General features: G+C 47.8%; 20 protein-coding genes and 1 pseudogene. 10 read left to right on the top strand and 11 right to left on the bottom strand.

Translation table 11 applies throughout. The features are described from left to right. Positions 1 to 125: 125 nt before the first annotated feature. Together ACFW2W_RS16740 and ACFW2W_RS16735 are read right to left on the bottom strand one after the other, a co-directional pair. Positions 126 to 1,286: pseudogene (locus ACFW2W_RS16740) on the bottom strand (adenylate/guanylate cyclase domain-containing protein); the annotation flags it as partial. An 80-nt stretch (positions 1,287 to 1,366) separates the two neighbouring features. Continuing rightward, positions 1,367 to 1,909 (bottom strand): carboxymuconolactone decarboxylase family protein, encoded by a 543-nt coding sequence (locus ACFW2W_RS16735; protein ID WP_378180355.1) that lies wholly within the window; start codon positions 1,907 to 1,909, stop codon positions 1,367 to 1,369. A 317-nt stretch (positions 1,910 to 2,226) separates the two neighbouring features. Between ACFW2W_RS16735 and ACFW2W_RS16730 the strand changes: the two genes are divergently transcribed. Beyond that, a complete protein-coding gene (locus tag ACFW2W_RS16730) occupies positions 2,227 to 3,516 on the top strand; it encodes an aminopeptidase P N-terminal domain-containing protein (protein WP_378180353.1) in 1,290 nt (429 codons plus the stop codon). A gap of 330 nt (positions 3,517 to 3,846) precedes the next feature. Continuing rightward, the gene (locus ACFW2W_RS16725) at positions 3,847 to 5,454 is read left to right on the top strand and encodes a peptide ligase PGM1-related protein (protein ID WP_378180375.1); all 1,608 of its coding nucleotides are present in this window, start codon (positions 3,847 to 3,849) and stop codon (positions 5,452 to 5,454) included. A 569-nt stretch (positions 5,455 to 6,023) separates the two neighbouring features. Here the strand turns inward: ACFW2W_RS16725 and ACFW2W_RS16720 are convergent. Beyond that, entirely contained in the window at positions 6,024 to 6,944 is a 921-nt protein-coding gene (locus tag ACFW2W_RS16720) for a histone deacetylase (protein WP_378180373.1), read from the bottom strand. Positions 6,945 to 7,019: 75 nt separating this feature from the next. Continuing rightward, positions 7,020 to 7,238 carry a hypothetical protein gene (locus tag ACFW2W_RS16715; protein WP_378180351.1) on the bottom strand — a complete coding sequence of 73 codons (219 nt, stop codon included), beginning with the start codon at positions 7,236 to 7,238 and terminating at the stop codon, positions 7,020 to 7,022. Positions 7,239 to 7,268: 30 nt separating this feature from the next. Between ACFW2W_RS16715 and ACFW2W_RS16710 the strand changes: the two genes are divergently transcribed. The 5 genes from ACFW2W_RS16710 to ACFW2W_RS16690 all read left to right on the top strand — a co-directional run bounded on the left by ACFW2W_RS16710 (position 7,269) and on the right by ACFW2W_RS16690 (position 12,625). Next, the gene (locus ACFW2W_RS16710; protein ID WP_378180349.1) at positions 7,269 to 7,400 is read left to right on the top strand and encodes a hypothetical protein; all 132 of its coding nucleotides are present in this window, start codon (positions 7,269 to 7,271) and stop codon (positions 7,398 to 7,400) included. A 76-nt stretch (positions 7,401 to 7,476) separates the two neighbouring features. Next, complete coding sequence (locus ACFW2W_RS16705; protein ID WP_378180371.1) at positions 7,477 to 7,725, top strand: chloride channel protein; 249 nt, start codon at positions 7,477 to 7,479, stop codon at positions 7,723 to 7,725. Between the two features lie 213 nt (positions 7,726 to 7,938). After that, positions 7,939 to 10,506 (top strand): DNA gyrase subunit A, encoded by a 2,568-nt coding sequence (gene gyrA / locus ACFW2W_RS16700; RefSeq protein WP_378180347.1) that lies wholly within the window; start codon positions 7,939 to 7,941, stop codon positions 10,504 to 10,506. Positions 10,507 to 10,529: 23 nt separating this feature from the next. After that, the gene (lnt, locus tag ACFW2W_RS16695; protein WP_378180344.1) at positions 10,530 to 12,215 is read left to right on the top strand and encodes an apolipoprotein N-acyltransferase; all 1,686 of its coding nucleotides are present in this window, start codon (positions 10,530 to 10,532) and stop codon (positions 12,213 to 12,215) included. A 74-nt stretch (positions 12,216 to 12,289) separates the two neighbouring features. Continuing rightward, positions 12,290 to 12,625 carry a DUF4870 domain-containing protein gene (locus ACFW2W_RS16690; RefSeq protein ID WP_378180341.1) on the top strand — a complete coding sequence of 112 codons (336 nt, stop codon included), beginning with the start codon at positions 12,290 to 12,292 and terminating at the stop codon, positions 12,623 to 12,625. Positions 12,626 to 12,760: 135 nt separating this feature from the next. On the opposite strand, the gene ACFW2W_RS16685 is transcribed toward ACFW2W_RS16690, so the two are convergent. The 5 genes from ACFW2W_RS16685 to ACFW2W_RS16665 are packed head-to-tail and all read right to left on the bottom strand — an operon-like array spanning position 12,761 to position 17,703. Continuing rightward, entirely contained in the window at positions 12,761 to 16,045 is a 3,285-nt protein-coding gene (locus ACFW2W_RS16685) for a tetratricopeptide repeat protein (protein ID WP_378180338.1), read from the bottom strand. 10 nt (positions 16,046 to 16,055) lie between these two features. After that, complete coding sequence (locus tag ACFW2W_RS16680) at positions 16,056 to 16,379, bottom strand: hypothetical protein (protein ID WP_378180335.1); 324 nt, start codon at positions 16,377 to 16,379, stop codon at positions 16,056 to 16,058. A 44-nt stretch (positions 16,380 to 16,423) separates the two neighbouring features. Further along, positions 16,424 to 16,660: a DUF2905 domain-containing protein gene (locus ACFW2W_RS16675; RefSeq protein ID WP_378180332.1), complete on the bottom strand. Its 237-nt coding sequence runs from the start codon at positions 16,658 to 16,660 to the stop codon at positions 16,424 to 16,426. An 18-nt stretch (positions 16,661 to 16,678) separates the two neighbouring features. Beyond that, entirely contained in the window at positions 16,679 to 16,819 is a 141-nt protein-coding gene (locus tag ACFW2W_RS16670) for a hypothetical protein (RefSeq protein WP_378180329.1), read from the bottom strand. Between the two features lie 44 nt (positions 16,820 to 16,863). Continuing rightward, positions 16,864 to 17,703, bottom strand: a complete 840-nt coding sequence (locus tag ACFW2W_RS16665) for a DUF4142 domain-containing protein (protein WP_378180326.1) — start codon at positions 17,701 to 17,703, stop codon at positions 16,864 to 16,866. Between the two features lie 794 nt (positions 17,704 to 18,497). Between ACFW2W_RS16665 and ACFW2W_RS16660 the strand changes: the two genes are divergently transcribed. Further along, positions 18,498 to 20,519, top strand: coding sequence for an FAD-dependent oxidoreductase (locus tag ACFW2W_RS16660; protein WP_378180323.1), 2,022 nt, complete (start codon positions 18,498 to 18,500; stop codon positions 20,517 to 20,519). A gap of 171 nt (positions 20,520 to 20,690) precedes the next feature. On the opposite strand, the gene ACFW2W_RS16655 is transcribed toward ACFW2W_RS16660, so the two are convergent. Next, the gene (locus ACFW2W_RS16655; RefSeq protein WP_378180321.1) at positions 20,691 to 21,710 is read right to left on the bottom strand and encodes a hypothetical protein; all 1,020 of its coding nucleotides are present in this window, start codon (positions 21,708 to 21,710) and stop codon (positions 20,691 to 20,693) included. 137 nt (positions 21,711 to 21,847) lie between these two features. Between ACFW2W_RS16655 and ACFW2W_RS16650 the strand changes: the two genes are divergently transcribed. Together ACFW2W_RS16650 and clpS are read left to right on the top strand one after the other, a co-directional pair. Beyond that, positions 21,848 to 22,414 carry a hypothetical protein gene (locus tag ACFW2W_RS16650; protein ID WP_378180318.1) on the top strand — a complete coding sequence of 189 codons (567 nt, stop codon included), beginning with the start codon at positions 21,848 to 21,850 and terminating at the stop codon, positions 22,412 to 22,414. Between the two features lie 266 nt (positions 22,415 to 22,680). After that, positions 22,681 to 23,031 carry an ATP-dependent Clp protease adapter ClpS gene (gene clpS, locus ACFW2W_RS16645; RefSeq protein ID WP_378180315.1) on the top strand — a complete coding sequence of 117 codons (351 nt, stop codon included), beginning with the start codon at positions 22,681 to 22,683 and terminating at the stop codon, positions 23,029 to 23,031. A gap of 65 nt (positions 23,032 to 23,096) precedes the next feature. Here clpS and ACFW2W_RS16640 read toward each other — a convergent pair whose 3' ends face one another. Then, positions 23,097 to 24,374 (bottom strand): aspartate aminotransferase family protein, encoded by a 1,278-nt coding sequence (locus tag ACFW2W_RS16640; protein WP_378180312.1) that lies wholly within the window; start codon positions 24,372 to 24,374, stop codon positions 23,097 to 23,099. Positions 24,375 to 24,460: the final 86 nt, after the last annotated feature.

Below are 24,460 nucleotides of genomic sequence, written 5' to 3'. Positions count from 1 at the left end.
CAATAGAGGCGTTTCGTACAGCGATGTCTTTTCGTTTTATTGAGTGGTTGAACCACAATCAGAACGTATTCTTTGCTTATAAAGCTAGTTTGGGCTTTGTTTGGGGTTAAAATTTGTTTAAGTCCCACTAACTCAAACGTGGCTTTTGAAATATTAATGTTGCCACAAACACCACAGGATTCCATCCTGGAGGCAGTATTAACAGTATCGCCCCAAACATCATACGCAAATTTATTATGACCGATGGCACCCGCTAGCAATGCTCCTGAATGGATGCCGATGCGGACTTCCCAATAGGGATGATTATTTTTGATTTTTTCGAGTCGCCGCCATTGCATAAAGGCTTGAATTTGTAAGGCGGCGAGTACAGCATCAATGGCATGAGTGCGGTTAGAAGTGGGAATTCCTCCAACACACATATAACTGTCACCAATTGTTTTTAATTTCTCTAGCTTGTGCGTTTCAATCAACATATCGAAGCAAGAAAAGCAATAATCTAATTCATCGACTAAATCTTGGGGAGTGAGTTGTTCGGCTAATTGAGTGAAATCTTTGAAGTCGGTAAACAACACTGAGGCAGATTCATAATGCACGGGTTTAACTTTGCCAGTGCGTTTTAATTCATCGGCTACATCTACAGGGAGTATGCTCAATAACAGTTGCTCAGATTTGCGTTTTTCTGCCTCTAGTTGGGCATATAGCTGATTTAATTGCGTGAAGCCACTGGCGTTGCGAATTGCTGCCGATACTTGCAATGCTAGTAAATAGCTGATGCGTAAATCTTCTTGAGTGTAAGCGTGCGCTTGTGTAGTAGCAAAGTTGATAGTACCAATGACTTGGCGATCGCTTTGTAGGGGCACAAAAAGCTGGGAAGCATAGGAGTGCAGAAAAACTGCTGTAGAACCTTCTCGAATTAGTTGCGATTGACCCGTTTTCATGGCACGCCCTAGAGGGCTGTCCTGTGCGACAGTAGTGGCGTTCAACTCTACAGGATTGCCAAATAGCGTTACCAGGCGGCAAGAACTGGTGTCGGTGCAGATATAGACGCTACAATGCTCGAAATCCAAGAGCCATTTGGCTTGTTTACCGACAACCCGCAAAATCTCATCTATATTCAGGGTGCGGTTAATCGCTGTGGCAATTTCATTGACAGCGGCAATGCGGCTGGAAAGAGCTTGGGCTTCCGCAAGCAGACGGCGGGCTATCAGCAGTAGTGGTTCGCGAGCTTGTTTTTCTAGCTCATTGCTACTATCAAACTGAGGGAAACAGTCATGGGTGTTGCCCATTATAAGGATGATTCTGTTTTTCCTGAAATTTAATGAACTACATTCTCAAGAAAATACGGACTCACGAGAAGACTGGCAATTTACAATTGGTCAATTTCGAGAGCGATCGCGTCTGTGTATCGATTTATGCTAGTAAATAAGTCAGCAGTCGCAATAATCTCGAAGATTTCTGAGTCATCTAGCCCCAACTCTCGCAGATTTTGGTAATCTTTAGCGGTCAGTTCGTGGGGTTTAGTACCGGCAAGTAAGCCAAAGTGAATGACTGCTTTTTCGCGCTTGGGAAGCGGACAGGCAGCAAAGTCTGAAACCAATGTCCGAAGAACTTCTTCGCTCATTCCTAGAGCTGATAATCCATGCAAGTGAACGTTGAGGGCATAGGGACTGTTGTTAGCCTGCGAAATAGCAACTCCCACCATTTCCTTCAGGGTGCGGGGCACATCTCCTTGCAGGATGGTAGCGCGGAATTTTTTCCAATTCGCTTCCAGCACATCGGGATTCATCGCCATTGATTTGAAAATGTTGGGAATGATGCCAAACCCTAGTTCAGACAAAATTTCGTTATATACTGCTTTTACCTTTGAATCTGTGACTTCATCTGGTTCCTGAAGGGGAAAGTGAGCCATAATTGCCTCTAGCATTAGTTTGTAAAATTACTGCGCGAGATGCAAGCGGTGTTTTTTGGTTATCTGAATATTTTTGTTTTCATTCAATAGATGCAAGAGTCGATCGGGAGTATTCTTCCGTTGAATGCAGTTATTCGCGATCGCGCAGCCTACTCCCTGGAAAAATCGCTAACGATTCAGAAAGTACAATTTGAGTTGTATTCGATTACACCCTATAAAGATTTGTTACCAAATCTCCAATAGTATAACCTTGAAAATATATTGGTCAATTCTCCTGACTCGACCACCTAGAAAAACAAAGCTACGCAATTGAGATTATGCAAGCAGAATACGCAGCGCGTCGCCAGCAGTTGATGGCTAAAATTGGCAACGGCACTGCCATCTTTCGGAGTGCCCCAGTGGCTGTCATGCACAACGATGTTGAGTACGCTTTTCGGCAGGATAGTGATTTTTATTACTTAACCGGATTTAATGAACCAGAGGCGGTGGCAGTTTTAGCGCCCCACCATGCAGAACACCGATTTGTATTGTTTGTGCAGCCGAAGGAACGAGATAAGGAAGTTTGGACGGGATATCGCGTCGGGGTGGAAAAGGCAAAAGAATTCTATGGGGCGGATGAAGCTTACCCCATTGCGGAACTGGATGAGAAACTGCTTCAGTATTTAGAAAAAGCCGATCGGATTTATTATCATTTAGGACGCGATCGCGCTTTCAATGATACTATCCTCACCCACTGGCAGCGGTTGATGGCGGGTTATCCCAAGCGCGGCACCGGGCCAATTGCCATTGAAGACACCAATCCGGTGCTTCATGCGATGCGACTGGTGAAGAGTCCAGCCGAGTTAGAATTCATGCGTCGTGCGGCTGACATCTCAGTAGAAGCCCACAACTGGGCGCGGGAATTCGCGCAACCGGGACGTTACGAGTACGAAGTGCAGGCGGAGATAGAACACATCTTCAGAAAACGGGGTGGAATGGGGCCAGCTTATCCCACAATTGTTGCTTCTGGCGCGAATGCTTGCGTGCTGCACTACATTGAGAATAATCGGCAGATGCTGGATAACGAGTTACTGTTGATTGATGCTGGTTGTTGCTACAACTACTACAACGGCGATATCACGCGCACGTTCCCAGTCGGGGGCAAGTTTACGCCAGAACAGAAGACGCTTTACGACCTGGTATTGGAAGCGCAGTTACAGGCGATCGCGCAAGTTCAACCCGGAAATCCCTACAACTTATGTCACGACACGGCAGTGCGCGTTTTGGTCGAAGGTTTAATGGATTTGGGACTCCTCGCGGGTGACATTGAAGAAATTATCAAAGAGGAGAAATACAAACCCTTTTATATGCACCGCACCGGACATTGGCTGGGTTTAGATGTCCACGATGCCGGTGTTTATAAGCACGGGGAAGAAGTCTGGCAGAGTTTGCAACCCGGTCATGTGCTAACAGTGGAACCGGGTCTATATATTGGACTGGATGTAGAACCAGCCGAGGGGCAACCGGCAATTGATGACAGGTGGCGTGGCATTGGCATCCGTATTGAGGATGATGTGTTAGTTACTGAGTCAGGACATGAGGTGCTAACGGCGGCGGTTCCCAAGTAGATGGGATTTAAACTTTAAATTTCATCAATATCCCTAAGTCCACGGGTTTAGTGAGGAGGTTTTTTAACGCAAAGGGGCGCAAAGGATAGCGCTCTCGTTACGCCAAGGGGAAGCGTTAACTCTGCTATTTGGTGTGTAAACCTCTGCGTCTGAGTGCATTGAATATAGCTAGCCAGGTTGAAGCTTGGGGAAATCTGTTTGTTCGTTTCCAACTGGCTGCCATCAGTCAAGTAGAATTACAGTTTTGTGTCGTAAAGCCCATATTTTCCCCTCTATCTGGGTAAAATCGCTGATAGGGGCAGCGTTGGGAGCAAGGCGGGGTTTATGGTAATGCCAGGTGTAAATAATTCCTCTAAGCAGGCGGAGCAGTTTCGACTGCTTCAAGACCAACTGCGCGATCGCTGGCAGGGAGTCGATTTGTTCGACAGCGATGACTACGATATTTTAGTGATTCCTTCTGTCAGCCTCGATCAGCGGGAACTGCTCAAAATTCAGGGCTTTCTCAATTATGAGGAGCGGCTGCTCTTTTCTTTGATTCGCCTGCGACACCCGCGCACGCGGCTGATTTATGTAACTTCGCAGCCGTTACCGCCGATTGTGATTGATTACTACTTGCAGCTGTTGCCGGGAATTCCGTTTTCTCATGCCCGCGATCGCTTGCTACTATTTTCTACCTACGATTCCTCAGCCAAACCTCTCACTCAAAAGATTTTAGAGCGCCCTCGCTTGATGGAGCGGATGCGACAAGCCTTGCGTCCCGAAAAATCTTACATGATCTGTTACAATTCCACATTCCTAGAGCGAGATTTGGCAGTACAGATAGGCATTCCGCTTCTGGCGCTAGATCCCGATTTACTCACCTGGGGAACCAAAAGCGGCAGCCGGAAAATCTTTGCAGAGTGCGGGGTTCCTCATCCCGATGGCAGCGACAGTATCTGGAATGCCGAAGATTTGGGCGTAGCAGCAGCAGAATTGTGGGAACGCCAACCGCAGTTGAAGCGAATGGTTGTCAAACTCAATGAAGGATTTTCCGGCGAGGGGAATGCGCTACTGGATCTAAGACCGATCAAAAATGTAGCGCCAGGAGAAGCCTCTCATGCAGAAAGGGTAGCCGCGATAAGCGATCGCTTTTCCTCTTTAAGCTTTCAAGCCAAAGCAGAAACTTGGGAAAATTTTTCCAGCCGTATCCCAGAGTTAGGGGCAATTGTAGAAGCTTTTATTGAAGGAGACCACAAGCGATCGCCCAGCGTTCAAGGTCGCATCGACCCCAATGGAGAGGTAGAAATTCTCTCCACTCACGACCAAATTCTCGGTGGTCCAGATGGTCAGATTTATCTAGGTTGCAACTTCCCAGCGGATGAAACTTACCGACTGCGCTTGCAGGACTTAGGATTGCGTGTGGGGCGAAACCTGGCAAAAAAAGGAGCTTTAGAACGCTTTGGTGTGGATTTTATCGCCTGCCATCACCCCGAAAAATCTGGCGGTGAGTGGGACATCCAAGCGATTGAAATCAATCTGCGAAAGGGCGGTACTACCCATCCTTTTATGACCCTCAAGTTTTTAACTAACGGTCGCTATGACACTTCCACAGGTTTGTTCTACAGCCAACAAGGTCGCCCAAAATACTATGTTGCTACCGACAACCTCCAAAAAGAACGCTATGTGGGGCTGTTGCCAAATGATTTGATGGATATTATTGCCCACCAGCGGCTGCACTTTGATACCAGTACAGAAACCGGCACCGTTTTCCATCTCATGGGTTGTCTTTCCGAGTTCGGCAAGCTGGGATTAACCAGTATTGGTGATTCCCTGCAACAGGCAGAAGAAATTTACAACAAAGTTGTGAAAGTCCTAGACGAAGAAACTAAAACTCGTCCTAGTTCTTTTTACTCGGCATCCTATCCTAGTCCTCCCATTGCTTGGACTGGAAAAAGCTAAAGAGTTTTGAGTCAGCGCAACGCTTGACTGACTGAGGTAAAAGTGCTGTTAAGCGTTGCGGTGCGAAGCACGGACTGAGTATACCCCTTAACGCTAAAGTCGGCGCTGGAAGTAATGATGCGATTTCTTCGGGCTGCGCCACAAGAGAAACAATTCTTTCTCCTTCTCCATAACTAAATAAGTAGGCGGGATTAATTATTTGTAGTGGCGTGCCAAGGCTAAAAATGTAGGGAATGGTTGTAGCTTGCTTCCGCGTAGTGGTACGATAGTGAAACCCAACAAAACTCTTGCTACTGTTGGGTTTCGTGCCTCAACCCAACCTACAATCTATTCCACTATTTTAGCCTTGCCAAGCTAGTAGTAGTGGTTAGCGATAGCGTAACCCTTACAGGTGTTGGGTTTCCCTATGTCAACCCAACCTACGAAAATGTAAATAATGGTGCTTTAAACTATTAATTACTCAGTCCTCAATCCTCAATCCTCAGTCCTCAATCCTCAGTCCTCAATCCTCACTCCTCCGTCCTGTTTTATTCTGTCAAAATCTGCTGCAAAAACTGAGCGCAAAAAGCCTATACTAAACATCGCTCAATCGTCGATAGAACAGATTTAGCTAATGCTGAGAGGTCATAACCGCCCTCAAGACCAAAAACAATGCGACGAGTCACTTGCAGACAATAATCGGTAAATAATCCATAATCTTGCGGTTGCAAGTTAATACTAGCTAATGGGTCATCTGCATTCGCGTCATAACCGGCACTGACTATCAACAAATCTGGATGAAAATTGGTTAAAAAGGGTACGATCTTCTGCTCAAAAAGCGGTTGGTAATCAGTTACCGTACTGCCGGGAAACATGGGTAGATTCAGCACATTGTTGTGGTTGCCACGTTCGGAGGCTTCTCCGGTGCCGGGATAGCAAGGAGATTGGTGCAAGGAACAGTAGGCAATTTGGGGGTGGGTTTCTACAATATTTTGGGTGCCGTTGCCGTGATGAACATCCCAGTCGAGGATGGCAACGCGATTGATGCTGGGTTGTTCGAGGGCGTAGTAGGCGGCGATCGCTGCATTGGAAAATAAACAAAACCCCATCCCATAATTGCGTTCCGCATGGTGTCCGGGGGGACGTGCCAGCACAAAAGCTGGGTTATTGGTGGCGAGGACGCGATCCACCCCATCCAGCCACGCGCTGGCTGCAAGCATTGCCACATCGTAACTCCGAGGGGAAACGAGGGTATCGCCACCATCCAAATATCCGCCACCATTCTCGGCAATCCGCCGGACTTTCTCAATGTGTTGTTGAGTGTGGACTTGTTGTAGGATAGGCGCGATCGCTCGTTTCTCTATCGGCGTTGGTAGCTGCCATTCAATTTGAGATGCCCAAGGCGCAGCCTTTAAAGCGTCTACAATTGCAGTCAGGCGTGCTGGTCGTTCTGGATGAAATCGACCCGTGTCGTGATCGAGAAACTCATCTGAGTAGATTACAGGCAACATAGTCCGAGAAAGGTTGGCAGCAGCAGGATCGATAACAGGCAGCATCAATGCTTTCTGGCATTGTCTGCACCTTGCTTAATCGCGCTTCAAATCATCCCTCAAATCTTCACCTTCGTTGTACATTTGAGGTGACACCGCTGGGTTATTCTTCAGTTCCTCTGGTTCTAGGTTCATCAGAGTCTCATTGATTGACGGAGGCTGTTTGATCTTGGCGATCGCTTCTTTCACTTCTGGGTCAACTGCTTGTTCTTGTTCGTTCATCTCTTCATCTTGAGAAACTTGTTCACCGCTCATCTATATTTGCCCAAATAGGTTTAACTGTATGTGACTCAGCTTAAACTCCTCTATGGGGAGGCATACACTGTCTTGAGGCTTAAATTTCCAAATGCCGTCTGCGTTGTCCGTGCCCTCACACTTCGCCTGTATCATGCAGCAGAAACCGATCGGCGTAGATAACTTCTGCATGACTAACATCAATAATTTGTATCTTATGATTCAATTTATGATTAAGAAAGTATAATTTTTACGCCCGATTGTGGAGTCAGGGCGACTGAATCCTGCCCTTACCATGATTTGCGTCATGGCGGCTTTCAATGCAGCGGTAACGCGAACGCCTGTAAGTACGACTTTACTCTTGACGAAATTAACTAACATCAGTCCGTTAACGCCCGTCTTGTTTGCCAGTTTGATTGGCTTTTTTCTCGCTCCCAAAGTACCTCTGATTACAGCTCAACTCAAGACGAACCAAGAAGCGAAGAGCCGAGTAACCACAGTCAGTTGAAAGATTGAAGATTGTTCGTGGCGAATGGCAAAACCCATTATTAGCCACGAACGATTAGCCATTAACAATTAAGCCTTAACTAATGACCAAGAAAGCTCAAAATGTGATAAAATTTTAATAGAATTTGTCATTCTTTGGAATTAAGGCGGAAGTTATTGCAAGCTTTTGCATATTATCTGCCATTTTTCTATACTTTTGGAGCTTTCTCACAGTATGACCACTTCCCCGGAGCGGATTATCCCCACGGATTTAGGGAGCGAGATGTCCCGGTCTTACCTAGAATACGCGATGAGCGTGATTGTCGGTAGGGCACTCCCAGACGCTAGGGATGGTCTGAAACCTGTACACCGGCGGATTCTCTACGCCATGAATGAGCTGGGTCTTACCCACGATCGACCTTTCCGCAAGTGTGCCCGTGTGGTGGGGGAAGTGCTGGGTAAATACCATCCTCACGGTGATACAGCGGTATACGACGCCCTAGTGCGGATGGCGCAGGATTTTTCCATGCGCGACCCGCTGATTAACGGACACGGCAACTTTGGCTCGGTGGACAACGATCCACCAGCGGCAATGCGATACACCGAATGCCGCTTGCAAGCCCTCACAGGGGTTGCCCTCCTACAGGATATTGAATCGGAAACCGTAGACTTTGGGGATAACTTCGATGGTTCCCAGCAAGAACCGCTGGTATTACCCGCACGCATTCCCCAGATGTTGCTCAATGGTTCTTCTGGGATTGCGGTGGGGATGGCAACGAACATTCCCCCGCACAATCTAGGAGAGTTAATCTCTGGATTGGTCGCCTTGATCCACAATCCAGAGATTACCGACATCGAGTTGATGCAGTATATCCCTGGCCCAGACTTTCCCACAGGTGGGCAAATTCTGGGAGTTTCTGGGATTAAGGAAGCCTATACGACTGGACGCGGTTCGATTACAATGCGGGGCGTCGCCCAGATAGAAACCATTGAACATCGGGGGCGTCCTGACCGGGAAGCAATCATTATCACTCAGTTACCTTACCAAACAAATAAGGCGGCGCTGATTGAGAAAATTGCCGAAATGGTGAATGAGAAGAGGTTGGAGGGAATTGCCGATATTCGGGATGAAAGCGATCGCGATGGAATGCGGATTGTCGTAGAACTCCGGCGAGAAGCTTATCCCCGCGTTGTCCTCAATAACCTCTACAAACAAACGCCCATCCAAGCAAACTTTGGGGCGAATATGCTGGCGCTGGTAAATGGGGAACCCCAGTTGCTCAGTCTCAAGAAATTCCTCAGCGTTTTCCTAGATTTCCGGATTGAGTGCATCACCCGTCGCACCCGCTACGAATTGCGGAAAGCACAAGAGCGAGACCATATGCTACAAGGGTTGCTGATTGCCCTGTTGCACCTGGATGCGATGATTGAGCTAATCCGCAGAGCCGCAGACACCCCAACCGCTAAGGCTGAAATGATGGAGACTTACGGGTTGTCTGAGTCGCAAGCAGATGCAATTTTGCAGATGCAGTTGCGACGCCTGACAGCACTGGAAGCAGAAAAGATTCGCTTGGAACACGAAGAGTTACAAGTGCAAATTGCCGATTTGCAGGATATTCTGGCGAACAAAAGTCGCATTCTGGAAATCATTGAAAATGAGGTGTCGCAAATCAAAACCACCTTCGCAACACCGCGACGAACCACGATCGAACACGCGGAAGGTGAGATCGATGACACCGATTTAATTGCCAACGAAAAAGCGTTAATTCTGCTAACAGAGCAGGGTTATATCAAACGGATGCCAGTCAACACCTTCGAGGCGCAAAGCCGCAATACGAGAGGGAAGAAAGGCACTGGCATGAAAGAGGATGATGGCGTTGAGCATTTCCTCACCTGCTGCGACCACGATAGCGTTCTATTTTTTAGCGATCGCGGTGTCGTTTACTGCCTCAAGGCGTACCAAATCCCAGCCTCGTCTCGCACAGCGCGGGGTATCCCGATTGTGCAAATGCTGCCCATCCCGCGAGACGAGAAAATCACCTCCATCGTGCCGGTTACGGAGTTTACCAGCGATGAATATCTGGTGATGCTGACGAAGGGTGGTTACATCAAAAAGTCAGAACTGTCTGCTTTCGGCAATATTCGGGCAAATGGCTTGATTGCCATTTCTTTGGAAGAAGGCGACCAACTGCGCTGGGTGCGAAGAGCGAGAGCCGATGATAGCATCATCATCGGATCGCGGCAAGGAATGGCAATTCACTTTAGAACCAATCACGAGCAACTGCGTCCCCTCGGTCGCGCCACGCGAGGAGTTCGGGCAATGGCTCTCCGCAATGCGGATGAACTGATTAGCATGGATATCTTGCCAAGTCAAGTCGTTGCGAGCATCGTCGAGAGTGAGGAGTCGGAAGCATCGGAAGCATCGGAAGCATCAGGTGAAGACGCTCCCATCACCAATGGTCAAGGGCCGTGGGTGTTGGCGATTACAATGGGTGGATACGGTAAGCGAATCCCGGTTTCCCAATTCCGCCTGCAAAATCGCGCCGGGATGGGGTTAGTCGCCACGAAGTTCCGGAAGCCGAAGGATCGACTAGCCGCATTGCGGGTGATCAATGAAGGCGATGAGCTAATGATGGTGACGAACCGAGGCATTATCATCCGTCAAGCAACCGATGCGATTTCCCTGCAATCCCGGATGGCAACTGGAGTTCGGGTGCAACGGCTGGATGAAGATGATGCGATCGCGGCTGTTGCTCTCGTTCCCCCCTCAACGGGTGATGAGGATGAAGTAGTAGAGAATTAAAAATTAAAAATTAAAAATTAAAAATGAAAAAGCTTTTAATTTTTAATTTTGCCTTTTTAATTTCTCTTGTTGGTGGCATCTTGATGGGGCTAACTACAGCACCAGTGGGAGCATGGTATCTAGCTTGGATTGCCTTAGCTCCTTTGTGGGTGTTAGTCGTTGAAGAAAGTAAAAAGTTAGCAGTAAAAGGGCAGAATAAACAAAAAGATAAAAAATTCTTTCTCTTGCCCTTTTACTTTTATCTTTTCCCTTTACTTTGGGGGATTGGCTATCACGGCGTCGCTTTATCTTGGATTACCGGAATTCACCCGATGACGTGGTTGGGGGTTCCCTGGGTGGCAAGTTTAGCGATCGCTTTCTTCTGTTGGACTTTCATCACTCTTTGGGGAGCCATATTAGTTGCAATTTGGGCAACTGGTATGGCTTTTCTCTGCAAGCCAGAAAGCAAAACTTCTTCATCCTTTCTTCGTCTTTTGATTGGCGTTGCTTTGTGGTGCGGACTTGAAAGCCTTTGGGGTTCTGGAGCGCTATGGTGGACTTCCCTTGCTTACACCCAAAGTCCTCACAACCTAGCCATTTTGCACCTTGGTCAAATCTCTGGCCCTAACACAGTAACCGCAGCAATTGTAGCTGTTAATGGCTTAATTGCCGAGGCATGGATTAACCGCAAGCAAAATACAAGACACATAACAGATTTTTCCACTCTTTCCTCTGCGTCTTTTGCGCCTAAAGTGCTAACGCGGTTCGTTCTCCATCCAGGTTATTTAGGCATTGCGGCTGGGTTATTAGTAGCGTTACATCTGATCGGATTTGGACTGTATAGCCGTCCCTTGATTCAACCTCCACAAACCGCCTTAAAAGTAGGAATTATTCAAGGCAATATTCCCAATAAACTCAAATTCGATCCCATTGGCTGGCGTCGCGCCATAGAAGGCTATACCAGTGGCTACACAACTTTAGCCGACGAAGGAGTTGATGCTGTTTTAATACCAGAAACAGCATTACCCGTCCAATGGACGCAACCAAGTTGGATTCGAGATTCTTTTTTACAAGCAATTTTGGATAAAGGTGTAGTTGCTTGGATAGGAACCTTTGGGGAAGAGGGAAATGATTATACAAATAGTCTTTATACGATTACTGGTACTGGTGAAACTTTTAGCCGCTACGACAAAACCAAGCTAGTGCCTTTAGGAGAATTTATTCCCTTTGAAAAAGTTTTAGGAAAACTAATTGACAAACTTTCTCCTCTCGATGCTCACCTAATTCCTGGCAAAACAAATCAAATATTTGATACACCTTTTGGTCGTGCCATTGTGGGTATTTGCTATGATTCCGCCTTTCCCGAACTTTTCCGGCGTCAGGCGGCTGCGGGTGGGGAATTTATCCTCACAGCATCTAATGATGCCCATTACACCTCATCAATGATGGCTCAGCATCACGCTCAAGATTTGATGCGGGCAATTGAAAGCGATCGCTGGACTGTCCGCGCTACAAATACTGGATTTTCTGGTGTTATAGATCCCCACGGGAGAACCTTATGGATATCTAAAATGAATACTTACCAGCTACACGTAGCAACAATTTACCGGCGACAAACTCAGACTTTATATGTGCGTTGGGGCGATTGGTTAACACCAGTTTTATTGGTGTTGGGAGCGATCGCTTGGTTCTTCAATATCTTCTGGCGAGATAATCAGCGTGGAATATGATGGCAACCCCAAGTTTCTAGGATGTACCATCAAGGAGTGAGCCAAAATATCAGGCTAGATGAGGGAGCAATAATATGGATGATTTAGATCGGCGGAAGCTATTATCTGGGCTGTGTCATGGAGCAATCTTTTTTAGTTCCACGCTTGTGTCTATCGGCATACCGATTGCAATTTTGTTCATCACCGACGATCCAGTTGTCAAAGAAAATGCTAAAGAGTCCCTCAATTTCCACATCAACCTTTATATCTATGCAGCTATTTATGCAGCGCTAATTTTTGTTGTCATTGGTATACCGCTGCTGGTTGCATTGGGCATTGCCAGTTTTGTAATGCCAATTATTGCCCTGATTAAGGTTCTTGCCGATCCTAGTCAACCCTACCGCTACCCGTTTATTTTTCGCTTAGTGTAGTCGCAAAGAATAGCGATCGCTCGGTGTAGATCCAGATTTACTATAGCAATCCTAAATGATTCGTGAAGGCGAGATTCCCGACAACTCTTACGAAGTCGGGAATCTGAAGCGCTGACTCACAACTCAAAAAATTCTTTAGGCGTCTGCTAGCTTTTGCACTCTGGCGATCGCTTGCCTCACTGTCGCGGCGTCGGGTGATTGGAGACGCTGCAATATCTCTAGGGATTGCTGTAAATAATCCAGTGCTGTGTCAAATTTTCCTTTCCCCGTTGCTAATAACAGCCCCAGCATTGCCAACGTCGCCGCTTTCCCTTGGAGATTACCAATGCGCTCTTCTATTTCTAAGGACTGCTGATAGTAAGCGATCGCTTGCTCAATATCCCCAGTATTGGCGTAGATACTTGCTAGTTGGTGCAACGTCGCCGCTTTCCCTTGGAGATTACCAATGCGCTCAAATATTTCTAAGGACTGCTGATAGTAAGCGATCGCTTGCTCAACTTCCCCAGTATTGGCGTAGATAATAGCTAGACAGTGCAGCGTCGCCGCTTTCCCTTTGACATCACCAATGCGCTCTTCTATTTCTAAGGACTGCTGATAGTAAGCGATCGCTTGCTCAATATCCCCAGTATTGGCGTAGATAATAGCTAGACAGTGCAACGTCGCCGCTTTCCCTTGGACATCACCAATGCGCTCAAATATTTCTAACGACTGCTGATAGTAAGCGATCGCTTGCTCAATTTCCCCAGTATCGGCGTAGATATTAGCTAGACAGTGCAACGTCGCCGCTTTCCCTTGGAGATTACCAATGCGCTCAAATATTTCTAAAGACTGCTGATAGTAAGCGATCGCTTGCTCAATTTCCCCAGTATTGGCGTAAATCTCAGCTAGATTGTGAATAATAGCGGCTTTTTCTGGTTCGTCATCTTCCGGGCAAGAATCTAGAGCTTGTTGATAGTGTTCCCGTGCTAAATTAATTTCACCTAATTCTTTCTCAGACCGTGCTAATCGATGCAAGACGCGGTAATTTTCATCCAGCTCCAAGGTAGATTTGCACAAATCTTGCGCTTCCCGAAACCGACTCTGATTAAACCAACGAACTGTGAGAACTGCTGCCATATCTGAAGCTATTTTTGCTTCTTTCCCTGAAAAGGCTAAGCGATGAATTTCCCGTTCTCGTTCTTCTATTGGGTTTTCTGTCTCTAGCCACCACAGACGATACAGCACCTTAGCCGCCTGCTTGTGCAAAGCTTCTGCATCTTCTGGCAGCTTCAGCGGCAAAATGCGCGGCACTCGTAGCGAAGAATCAGAGCTAACTTCCAATAGTCCCAACGCCACCGCCCGATTGATATGCTGTTCGAGATTAGGGATAGTTTCACAAACTGCGGCTATAGCCTCCCTCGGTACTGGCAACTCAAAAACCAACCCCCGCGACAACATCTGCCGCATCGGTTCGTCTATCTGTTCCAGCAGCGCTGCTGCCAAAACTTGCTCCCGCAACTCTATCGGATCGGCTTCCAGACGATTGAGAATCGCAGCCGCATCAACACTTTCATTGTCCCCCCTCCCTGCTTGCGGGGAGGGGGCTAGGGGGCGGGGTGCTTGCAGAATCTTATCCAACCACTCCAATAAGCGGGGATTGCCATCCGCTAACCTTCGCGCTTGCAATTTCAACGTCTCATCTACCTGAGATTCAGAACTAAAGGCAGTGAGGCGATCGCACTTTTTTTGCAAATCCGCCCCTCGCAGTGCCTCCAACGGTTGCTTATAGAAATACTGCAACTGAACCGAATCAAAATCGTAACGGCAGGTGAGGATTAAGCGGTGGAGGGCATTAGTCTCTCGAATTGCCCAGACTAATGCCTCCAAAACACTTGCTGCTTCCGGTTGCAGCACATACCCACCATCACGGGGTTCTAGATTCACTTCAAAGTCATCCAGCACCAGCAAAAAAGGCAGCAACTCTTGCCCCCCTTTTGAAGGGGGGTTGGGGGGATCTTGCCGAAACACCCGCCGCAGCCGGAATTTCAACGCCTCATCGGGGTCTTGTAGCGCCTGCCGCAGTTCCTTATCCTCTAACTTTTCCGCCAAACGACTCACCAAACTAGGCTCATCTATGCGCCCTACCCATACCACTCGCGCAAAATTTGGGAGTCGGTCACACAGTCGTGCGGCAAGGCTACTTTTGCCCAAACCGCCCATGCCATGAATCAACACCCCCACCTCATCAGGCGACTGAGTAAGCGCCCTCAAACAGTTTTGCAACTGACGGCGACGACCCACAAAACTTTCACGAGTCGGGACTTTTACCTTTCCGGCAGGATCTAAAAACTGGGTAGCAACAGTCGGTGGTGGTGCTAGTTTACGCCCGCGAGTTCTCAAGGGCGTGACTAACTCCCCTGGTAAAGTTCCAGCGACGTACAGCCGCAACAAATGCCAATCCCGCGCTTTATTCTTAATTAATACTTGGTAGGTACAGGCGACTGCCTCGGTTAGTCGCTTTCCCGCCGCCAATTCTTGATACAACGCTGCTGCTGCTTCCGTAGCATCAGGGTCTAAAACCGTCTGTCCCCAACCCAAAACCGCTTTAGCACCCGACTTCAGCAACTCTTCTGCCATCGAAGGCACAGCCCCCGACTTCCCTGCTTGCCCCGTGCGACAACCCGATAGGAAAATAAGCTTAGGTAGTCGAAATTGCAGCTCTTTGGCGATATCGGCAGCGCTGGCAAGGTAAGCTTCCCCCGTTTCTGTCTCTGTAATGAAGCGAGGTTGCCCATCGGCAAAGGTAGCATGACCCGTCAGGTGCAATACGTCAAAATACCCCTTACCGTAATCGTTAGCTAAATAGCCCAACTCAGACAAACAGCCGCTTTCTTCCACCGTCAGCGCTAAAGGTTGCCTCGCTGTCGCTTCTAGAATTCGCCCTTCCTCCGCCTCAAAATCCAGCACGGGTTCCACCCCTAGCGGAGAGGTTGCCATAAATAAAACTTGCAGCGCCCGATTTTCCGGTTCCGCCTCAAGGGACAACTTCTTCACCGCATCCGATGATACCCACCGCACCGGAACCACCGCAGGCAGTCTCTCAACCAAAAAGCTGTTGCCATCGTGCAGCACTTCCCACGGCAGATGGGCGAGTTTTTCCGTCGCCGCGATCGCTAAAACAATTCCCTCACCTCGATGCCGATCCAGCAACCGTTGCAGAAAGCGATCGCTTCCATCCAACCAGTTATATAGTTTTCGCCCAGTGACAGCATAATCCACCGCCAAGCGAACATAATAATCTTGTTCCGCTAGCTGAATCAGGTCTGCGATATCTGACAGAGGAAGCGATCGCCGCTGATAATCATTGGGATTGTCAAAAAAGTAACGCAGCTCCACATAATTATCTACAACTAGCTTGAGGTCGAGGTGGAGCGTTTGCATAAGCGTGGCGTCACTCGTCTAGAATTTCCTTAATCTGCTCGATTGTGGCATTTTCCAACAACAACCGCTTGCCACTGCGGGATATCAGCAGCACCTTGTCGATTTTCTTGCCAGATTTACCCTGTTTATATTGCTGATACCACTTGCGAATTTGCTCGGCAATCGCGATCGCGCCGCCGACAATCCCCACAATTACACCAATTGTTGCTAAAGTGCCTTCTCTTTCAGCTTCGCCCTCAGTTTCGTAATTCCCGGAAACTCCTGAAATTGAGAGTAATTCTTCTGTTGCGGCAACTGCATCTTGTCCTTGAACTTCAAATTGAATATCTGCCATTTCTTCTTAATTCAGGCATTTTACCTGCGCGAGAACAGTATTATTCATTGTTGAAATAATCTGGTAATTAAGCTAATCAGCCACATCACACCACTCAATCCAAGACTGATCGATATCATCGTTGTAATCGGGACATACAGGCTGAAACCAGGGCGATCAATCTTAATATCGCCTGGTAAATTACCAAACCATGCTAATTTGTCTGCAAACAGCCAAACGCAAAGACCAACAATAACTAAAACAATACCAGTACCGAAAATTAGTTTACCAATGTTTTCCATCGGTCTTGCTACCAATATTCAACCATCTAAAATCTGACGAATTTCTTCAATCGTGGCATCCTCCAAAAGGAGTTGTCGCCCATTCTGCCTAAGAATGAACACTTTGGCAATTTTTTTATCAAACAGCCAAAATAAACGCCCAAAAAAGAGCGATCGCACTCTCAAGAGAGGAAAATGCGATCGCTCTTTAGTATTGCCCGATGCTACTGGTTCATCTGCGTTCCACGGTTCATCTGCATATCCGGCTTCATCTGCGTCCCACGGTTCATCTGCATATCCGGCTTCATCTGCATATCCGGGTTCATCTGCATACCCCGGTTCATCTGCATATCCGGGGTCATCTGCATATCCGGCTTCATCTGCATATCCGGGGTCATCTGCATATCCGGCTTCATCTGCATCCCCCGGTTCATCTGCATACCCCGGTTCATCTGCATACCAGACATTCCAGGCATAGCATTGTTTCTGTCAGCCACGCTGGCACCTGTCATCGACGCAGCCATTTCTAAATGACCCTGCACCCTTGGCAAGATTTTGCCAGCAAACGCTTTCAGATCGGCATCTTGTCCCAGCCCAACTTGACGCTGGTACACTGCCGCACTTTCCAAGTGACCGTTCAGCCCGCCCTCCATCATATAGGCTTGGTCGAAGCTCTTTCCAGACATCTGCATCAGCCGCATCATTGCTGCTTCATACTTTGGTCCCGGAGTGGTTGGAGGAGTGACTCCTTTCTGGACAGCTAACTGCATCAGTTCTTGGTTCGCCCGTGTATGTTCCTGAATCATCTGCTGCGCGAACTGCTTTACATTCGGGTCTGTTGACCGCTTCAAAGCCAGTTTTCCAAGTTGTACTTCTGCCATTCCCCCGTGGGCGGCGTCCATAACAAACTGCCTGTCTAGGGCACTCAGCTGGCTACTGCGTGACGGCGTTGCCGGTCGGTTTGATGGCGTTGGGCGGGTGGGCTGAGCTACGGCTGAGAAGCCCAGAGACGTAAATAATCCGACTGCTATAAGGGCAGCAGTTGCTGTTGTTCGTTTCATCATGGTTGAATCTCCAGAAAATGCTCTTGTTTGCTAGGGCTTTCAGTAGGTTCGTTAGCCAAAAAAGAGCTAACAAATTCAGCAAAGGCTTGATGCACTAAATTTTTTTTTTCTACTCAGCCATCATCTACATCTGAGCAGCTATACATCTACTCTTAATACTGCTCACCCTTTCATAAACTACCTCTCTCTTTAGATATGTTTGCTTACCCTGAGAGCTAATCGTATCAATTTACTCTTAAAAATTTCTACTTGCCGCTAAAGATTACTTTGTAGCTTTACGGGAAATTCCAAAAAAGACATTATAGCGCGGTATCTATCAGATGTAATTTCTAGCTTGCTCTAAATCGTAACTTAATTTTGATAAAGATTTATCATTCATAAAAAATTGAAGATAAGCTATTCTTGTTCGGATTTATACAGGAGAACGAAATTAAAAACTAGGCTAAAGTAAGGTATTTTGAGAACAAAAAACATCTCATTAGATAGAGGTTGATTCACTGATTTCACAGAAAATTAGAATTTATTCGCAGAGCTACTGCAATCAAAATCCGAAGCACTACTAATAGCGGGAATTAGCCGCACTGCTAGCTAAATGAAAAGTGCAACTGCTGGCTTGAATCGCCATCTAATTCAACAGAGGGATTCGAGCAGAGAGATATTTATCGCCTTTTCGGGATACGCTAGAGCGATCGCTTGCTCTGAGTGCCGCCAGAAAAGCTTGCAATGAACAAATTGAGAGTGGTAGCGTCTGAGAGCTAGCTAGATATACGTAGAAGCTGAACAAACGCCTAAACATGAAGCGATCGCTCCTTAGCCTGACTCTAGGCTTAACATTGCTAGAAGCATTCACTCCACTTGCTTTTGCAGCACCCCCTAGAAACCCCGATCAAACAGTCCAGTGTGAAATTTTGGTCGTTGGAGGTGGACTCTCCGGTGCGGCGACTGCCTACGAAGGCTTATTGGCGGGGCGAACCGTTTGCCTCACCGAAATTACTGACTGGGTAGGAGGACAAATTTCCGCACAGGGAACTTCCGCACTGGATGAACGCCCCACCCAACGGCAAAAGCTGTTATATTCTCGCGGCTACCTGGACTTGCGACAGCGAATTAATCGTAAATATGGAGAACTCAACCCCGGCGATTGTTGGGTAAGTGAATCCTGCTTTCTTCCCCGCGATGCTCACAAACTGCTGTTTGACCAATTGCAAGATGCTGCCAAAAGAGGCAGAGGCAAGCTGAAATGGTTTCCCTCGACAGTAATCAAAGAACTAAATCTCGACCAAGCGGGGAATTTGATTCAAGGTGCGATCGCTATCCAGCATCGCCCAACGAAAGGCGCATCCCCTCTCAACACCTTACCGCTATCCCAAACAATTGAGGATTCTTATCGCTACGAGAACTCGCCTCAGTTTGAAAAAACCATTGTGCGCTTTGTACCGCAGCCAGCGAAAAAGCCAGCATCCGGAAATGCCCCAAATTGGTACGTCGTTGACGCATCAGAAACCGGCGAACTGATTGCCCTGGCTGACGTTCCCTACCGGCTAGGTATCGATCCGCGTTCTTACCTGGAACCTTCTTCTTCGAGTGCAACGGGCGATCGCTACTGCACCCAAGGCTTTACCTACACCTTTGCAATGGAGGCAACCAAACAGCCGCAAACCCATACCCCGCCGCCCTTCTATTCTCAATATGAACCCTACTACAGCTATGAATTAAAGCGACTGGCGGACTTTGGGCTAGTATTCACCTACCGGCGGATTTGGAGTCCGAAAGCTGGCGAACAGGTCAAATTCGGGGGTGCCACCTATACAGCACCCACTCCCGGCGACATCTCCATGCAAAACTGGACGTGGGGCAACGACTACCGCCCAGGAACCGCCGAAGATAACCTAATTTATACCCGCGACCAGTTGCAAGCCGCCGGACAGCTACAGCCTGGAGAATGGATGGGAGGATTGCGGACACAAACCCTCCGAAAAGGAGAGGAAAACGCTCTAGGATATTTCTACTGGCTGGTTGCTGGAACTACCGACTCTCAACTCGGCCCAGGAGTTAAGCAGGCGAAACCCAATAACCGCTACGTGAGTGGGCTAGATTCTCCGATGGGAACAGTGCATGGGTTATCCAAGTATCCTTATATGCGGGAAGGACGGCGAATTATTGGACGCCCCACCTTGGCTTATCCCCAAGGATTTACCTTATGGGAAATTGATATTTCTCGCCGTAACTACAAAGACGACTACTACCGTCAAACATTGTCACCCGATACCTATCGGAGATTACAGGCAGCGCTTGCAGGACTGGAAGTAGCGTCTGTACTTAGCGGCACCAAGCCGCCGGAACAAGTCATGCGACGCACTCGTTCCACCATCTATCCCGACGCTGTAGGCATCGGTCACTATGCGATTGACTTCCATCCTTGCATGACCCAAAGCCCTCCAGAAACTCCAGGAAACACCGAACGGGAAGGTGAACGACGGGGTGCAGGTCAAGCTTATCCGTTCCAAATCCCTCTCAGAGCGCTGATTCCCCAAAAAATCAACAATATGCTAGTGGCAGGTAAAAGTATTGCTACCAGTCACATTGCCGCCGCCGCCTATCGAGTGCATTCTTTTGAATGGTCGGCGGGGGCAGCTGCTGGAACGACAGCCGCTTTTGCCCTAGAAAATGCGATCGCGCCTTATCAGCTAGTGGATGAACTGCCACGCGCCGAACCACAACTAGAAGCGCTGAAACGTCGATTGGATAAGAATAGCAATCCGACTGCCTTTCCAGATACCTCAATTTTCAACCAAAATTGGGAAGATTGGAAGTAATATTTGCTAATAGCTAATGGCTATTTTCTAGCTTAGCCATTAGCTATGACTAAGTAGGCGGGATTAATTATTTGTAGTAGTGGTTAGCGATAGCGTAACCCATGCAGGTGTTGGGTTTACTTGTGTTTTCCATTCCCTACGAACATCTTCAATTTAATCGCATCCGCCTACTTATTTTTCTGGCTTCTCTAGCGACCAAATAGGAAGTTGATTAACCTCTTGGAGGGTTAACTCTACATAAGTGATGTTCTTCGGCTTAGCAACTTCTAGACCAAAATAGCCTTCAGGGCCATCGTGAGTGTGGGGGCCGCTGATACGGGCTGTATAATGCCCTTGCAAACGAGCTTGGTTAAATTGGGAACTCACGTTCCACAGCCACCGCGAGGGGAAGACAATACCGCCTAGATCCTCAACCCAGTCTCGACGCCCTCGCAAGTGATAGAAACGAGCGATCGCCTGAAAGCCCATCCTGCCATTAAAAACCCCACCAACAGAGACGATACTGATTTTTGTGCCTAGCCATTGGTTAAGATAGGGAGCCGCACCCAAGGCAACTTGTACACCGCCACTCGTTCCGACGAGAATAATGTTAAGCGGTTGACTTTCATTGCGGGAAATGGGCTGCCGATCATTCATCCGCTCAATGATGGCATTGGCAATCCCCTGACTATAAATGGGGCCATAGCGAGGGTCAGCGGAAATAGCAAATCGCCAGAGATTGCGGATTTTGATCAGCACGCTGGCTACTCCTAACCAACCATCTGTTTGATTCGCAAAGAGCCATACAGGAGCAAGTAATCGCTGTCCTCCTAAACCCTTGTTTTCCGCTGAGTAGGGGAAAACATCTCCTACCGCTACGCAGTTAGGATGATCCTCAACTATACCGTCTAGAAAGACTTCTTCTCCAGGCGTTAATTCATTGGCAGAAAAATCTCCCACTCCTGTCAGAAAGACAATGTAACAATTGATTTGGGAGGATTCGGAGACAAGATTTGAGTCATTGTTAGGTGGCAAGATCAAGATTTGGTTTTTCTTCAAACCTAAAGTTTCTGCCCCTTGTTCCAGCCACCAGACTAGAGTCCCTACTGGCGAGGTAATGCCCCAGATTAAGAGTATAACTACCGCTAGGAGCAACAGCTTCAAGGTTTCCCCCCGAAGCCATACAAGTATCCGCCAAATCAATCGCAGCATTCAAGAATGTCTAGTTGCCTACTGTTACTGTCTTAAGTCAGTTAATTTTAGTCAGGAAGTGAAATTTTTTGGTGATTGGCTACCTGACACAGTATTCTATCAAAGTTGTCATCAATCGTGAGTAGTAAGGATTCAACGTGAGCAGCGAGGAATCAAAAGTAAGTTTGGGCACGACCCTTTGGAATGCACTTGCTTTGGATGGAAATTTTTATGAAAATGCTCGGAATACGCCTAAAACGTATCGGATTGCCCAAACTATTGTGATTTTAGCAGCACTGTCCCATGTTTTGGGTAGTGCAGTCATTTTGTTAATTAATCTAGCAACGCTTCCCGTGATGCTGCTGGCGCTTCTGATTGATGGGATTAGCATTGTGGGAGGCTATTATTTCTGGACTCTCACCATTTGGAAGATCGGGCAGTGGCGAAAACCAAATCACGTTAGCTATGGGGATTTGATGATTCCGATTGGCTTTGCTTATGCTCCGCAAGTGCTGAACTTCTTAACGCTGATTCCTTTGCTAGGACAACCAATTGAACGGGTGCTAGCCGTTTGGAGTTTGCTGGCTGTGATTGTAGCAGTACGCCAAGGGTTAGATATTAGCACTCGCAATTCGGCGTTGATTTGTTTGGTAGGATGGCCTCTGGTACAGCTGGCGGTTGGATTTGTACAACGCTTTGAACAATTCCTGGTAGGGCGTTTCTAGTAAAAATGTCCGACGACTAATGTCCGACGACTAATGTCGCGGCTAAACAAACAAAGCCTGACGAGAGCAGGCTATTTATTAGCCTGCTCTCGTCAGGCTTCGTTCTTCTAGCCCTAGGCTTCTAGCCTGTGGGAGTATATTTCCAATTTCACGGGATGCTCCCGATTATTCTGACTCGACCAGTTACTTTCGGGGATTAAGGATTGTTAAAATAGAGCAAAATACTTGTAAATGAATTTTGTTAAGGTCTTTTCGCAATCTGCCTTATGACTAGGAGACTTTCAGCCGCTGTTGGCGCGATCGCCTCCGGTATAACTTTCCCGACCGCCGCTACACCGATTCAAGCTCCTGAACGATCTAGTCAAGTTGTCCGCAAGTTATATCCTAATTACAAAGTGATCGTGTTGGACGATGATTTTAATACGTTTGAACACGTTCACGATTGTTTGGTGAAGTATATCCCTGAGATGACGAGCGATCGCGCTTGGGAACACACCTATCAAATCCACTTTGAAGGTCAAGCGATTGTTTGGGTGGGTCCCCAAGAGCAGGCAGAACTATACCACGAGCAACTCAGCCGCGCTGGGTTGACAATGGCTCCCCTAGAGGCGGCTTAAAAGAGTTATGAGTTTGAGGCGAGCATTCTTAATTCAAAACTCATAACTCATAACTTTCCGATTCCCTACGCGGTCACGGTTGCCATTGCCCGTTCAACGGCTTGTAAGGCTTGGTCTACCTCTTCGGCAGAGACAATCAGCGGTGGCACAAATCGAATCACCTTGGGACCTGCAGGAACCAGCAATAAGCCGTCGGCAATCGCCGCTTTAACGACCGAAGCTGAAGTTAATTCAATATCTGCCTTCAACTCCATGCCGTCGATTAAACCCCAGCCGCGCACTTCACTAATTTGGTCGGGGTATTTAGATGCGATCGCTCTCAATCCAGCTCGTAATTGTTCGCCCCGATCTTGTACATTTTGCAGAATATTATCCCGTTCTAGAGTCTGACAGACCGTTAACGCAGCAGCACAGGCAAAGGGATTGCCGCCATAGGTGCTAGCATGATCTCCCGGCCCAAAAACATCACAATGTTTCTTGCACAAAGTTGCACCAATGGGAATGCCGCCGCCTAATCCCTTGGCAGAAGTGAAGATATCCGGCTCAATCCCCAAATTCTCATATCCCCAAAACTTGCCGCTGCGACCCATCCCGACTTGCACTTCATCTAAAATCAGCAAAATGCCAGTTTCATCGCACAGTTGGCGCACCTGCTGGAAGTATTCCACCTCTCCCGGACGAACGCCACCTTCTCCCTGCAAGGCTTCTAGCATAATTGCGGCAACAGCGCGATCGCCTTCATCTAGTTGAGCGATCGCATTCTTGACTGCCTGAATATCGTTGTAAGGCACATAATAAAAACCGGGCATCAACGGGTCAAAGTTCTTCTGATACTTCGGTTGACCCGTGGCAGTAATCGTCGCCAACGTGCGCCCGTGGAAACTGGCGTGAGCAGTCAAAATAATCGGATACTCAATCCCTTTGACCGTGTGGGCGTATTTCCGAGCCAGTTTAATTGCCCCTTCGTTCGCCTCAGCACCGGAATTGCAGAAAAACGCCCGATCCGCGCAGGAATGGTCGATCAGCCATTTTGCTAATTCCCCCTGCACCGGGATGTAATACAAGTTAGAAACATGGTGCAGCGTCTGGATTTGGCGAGTTACGGTTTCTACCATTGCTGGGTGGGCGTGTCCGAGGGTACAAGTGGCAATTCCGGCAACAAAGTCCAGATATTCGCGCCCCTCGCTATCCCAAAGGCGGCAACCCGCACCCCGTTCTAAAGCTAGAGGATAGCGCCCGTAGGTACTCATCACCGAGGCGTCAAAGTTTTCTGGGTCATACGGAACAGACACGCCTGACTCTGCCGGAATTGAGGGATTTTCAACCAGAGTTTCTAAACTCACTGCTTACTCCTGAAATTTTTTATCCTTATCTGGCAATCTTAAAGGGAATTTTCAAAAAGTTCTGTTTAACGGGAACTATAAACGCA

Origin of the sequence: Coleofasciculus sp. H7-2 (assembly GCF_042747725.1) — a bacterium.
GTDB lineage: Bacteria > Cyanobacteriota > Cyanobacteriia > Cyanobacteriales > FACHB-T130 > FACHB-T130.
The sequence above is the reverse complement of the archived record's forward strand: the minus strand, read 5'-3'. Positions and strand labels throughout refer to the sequence as shown.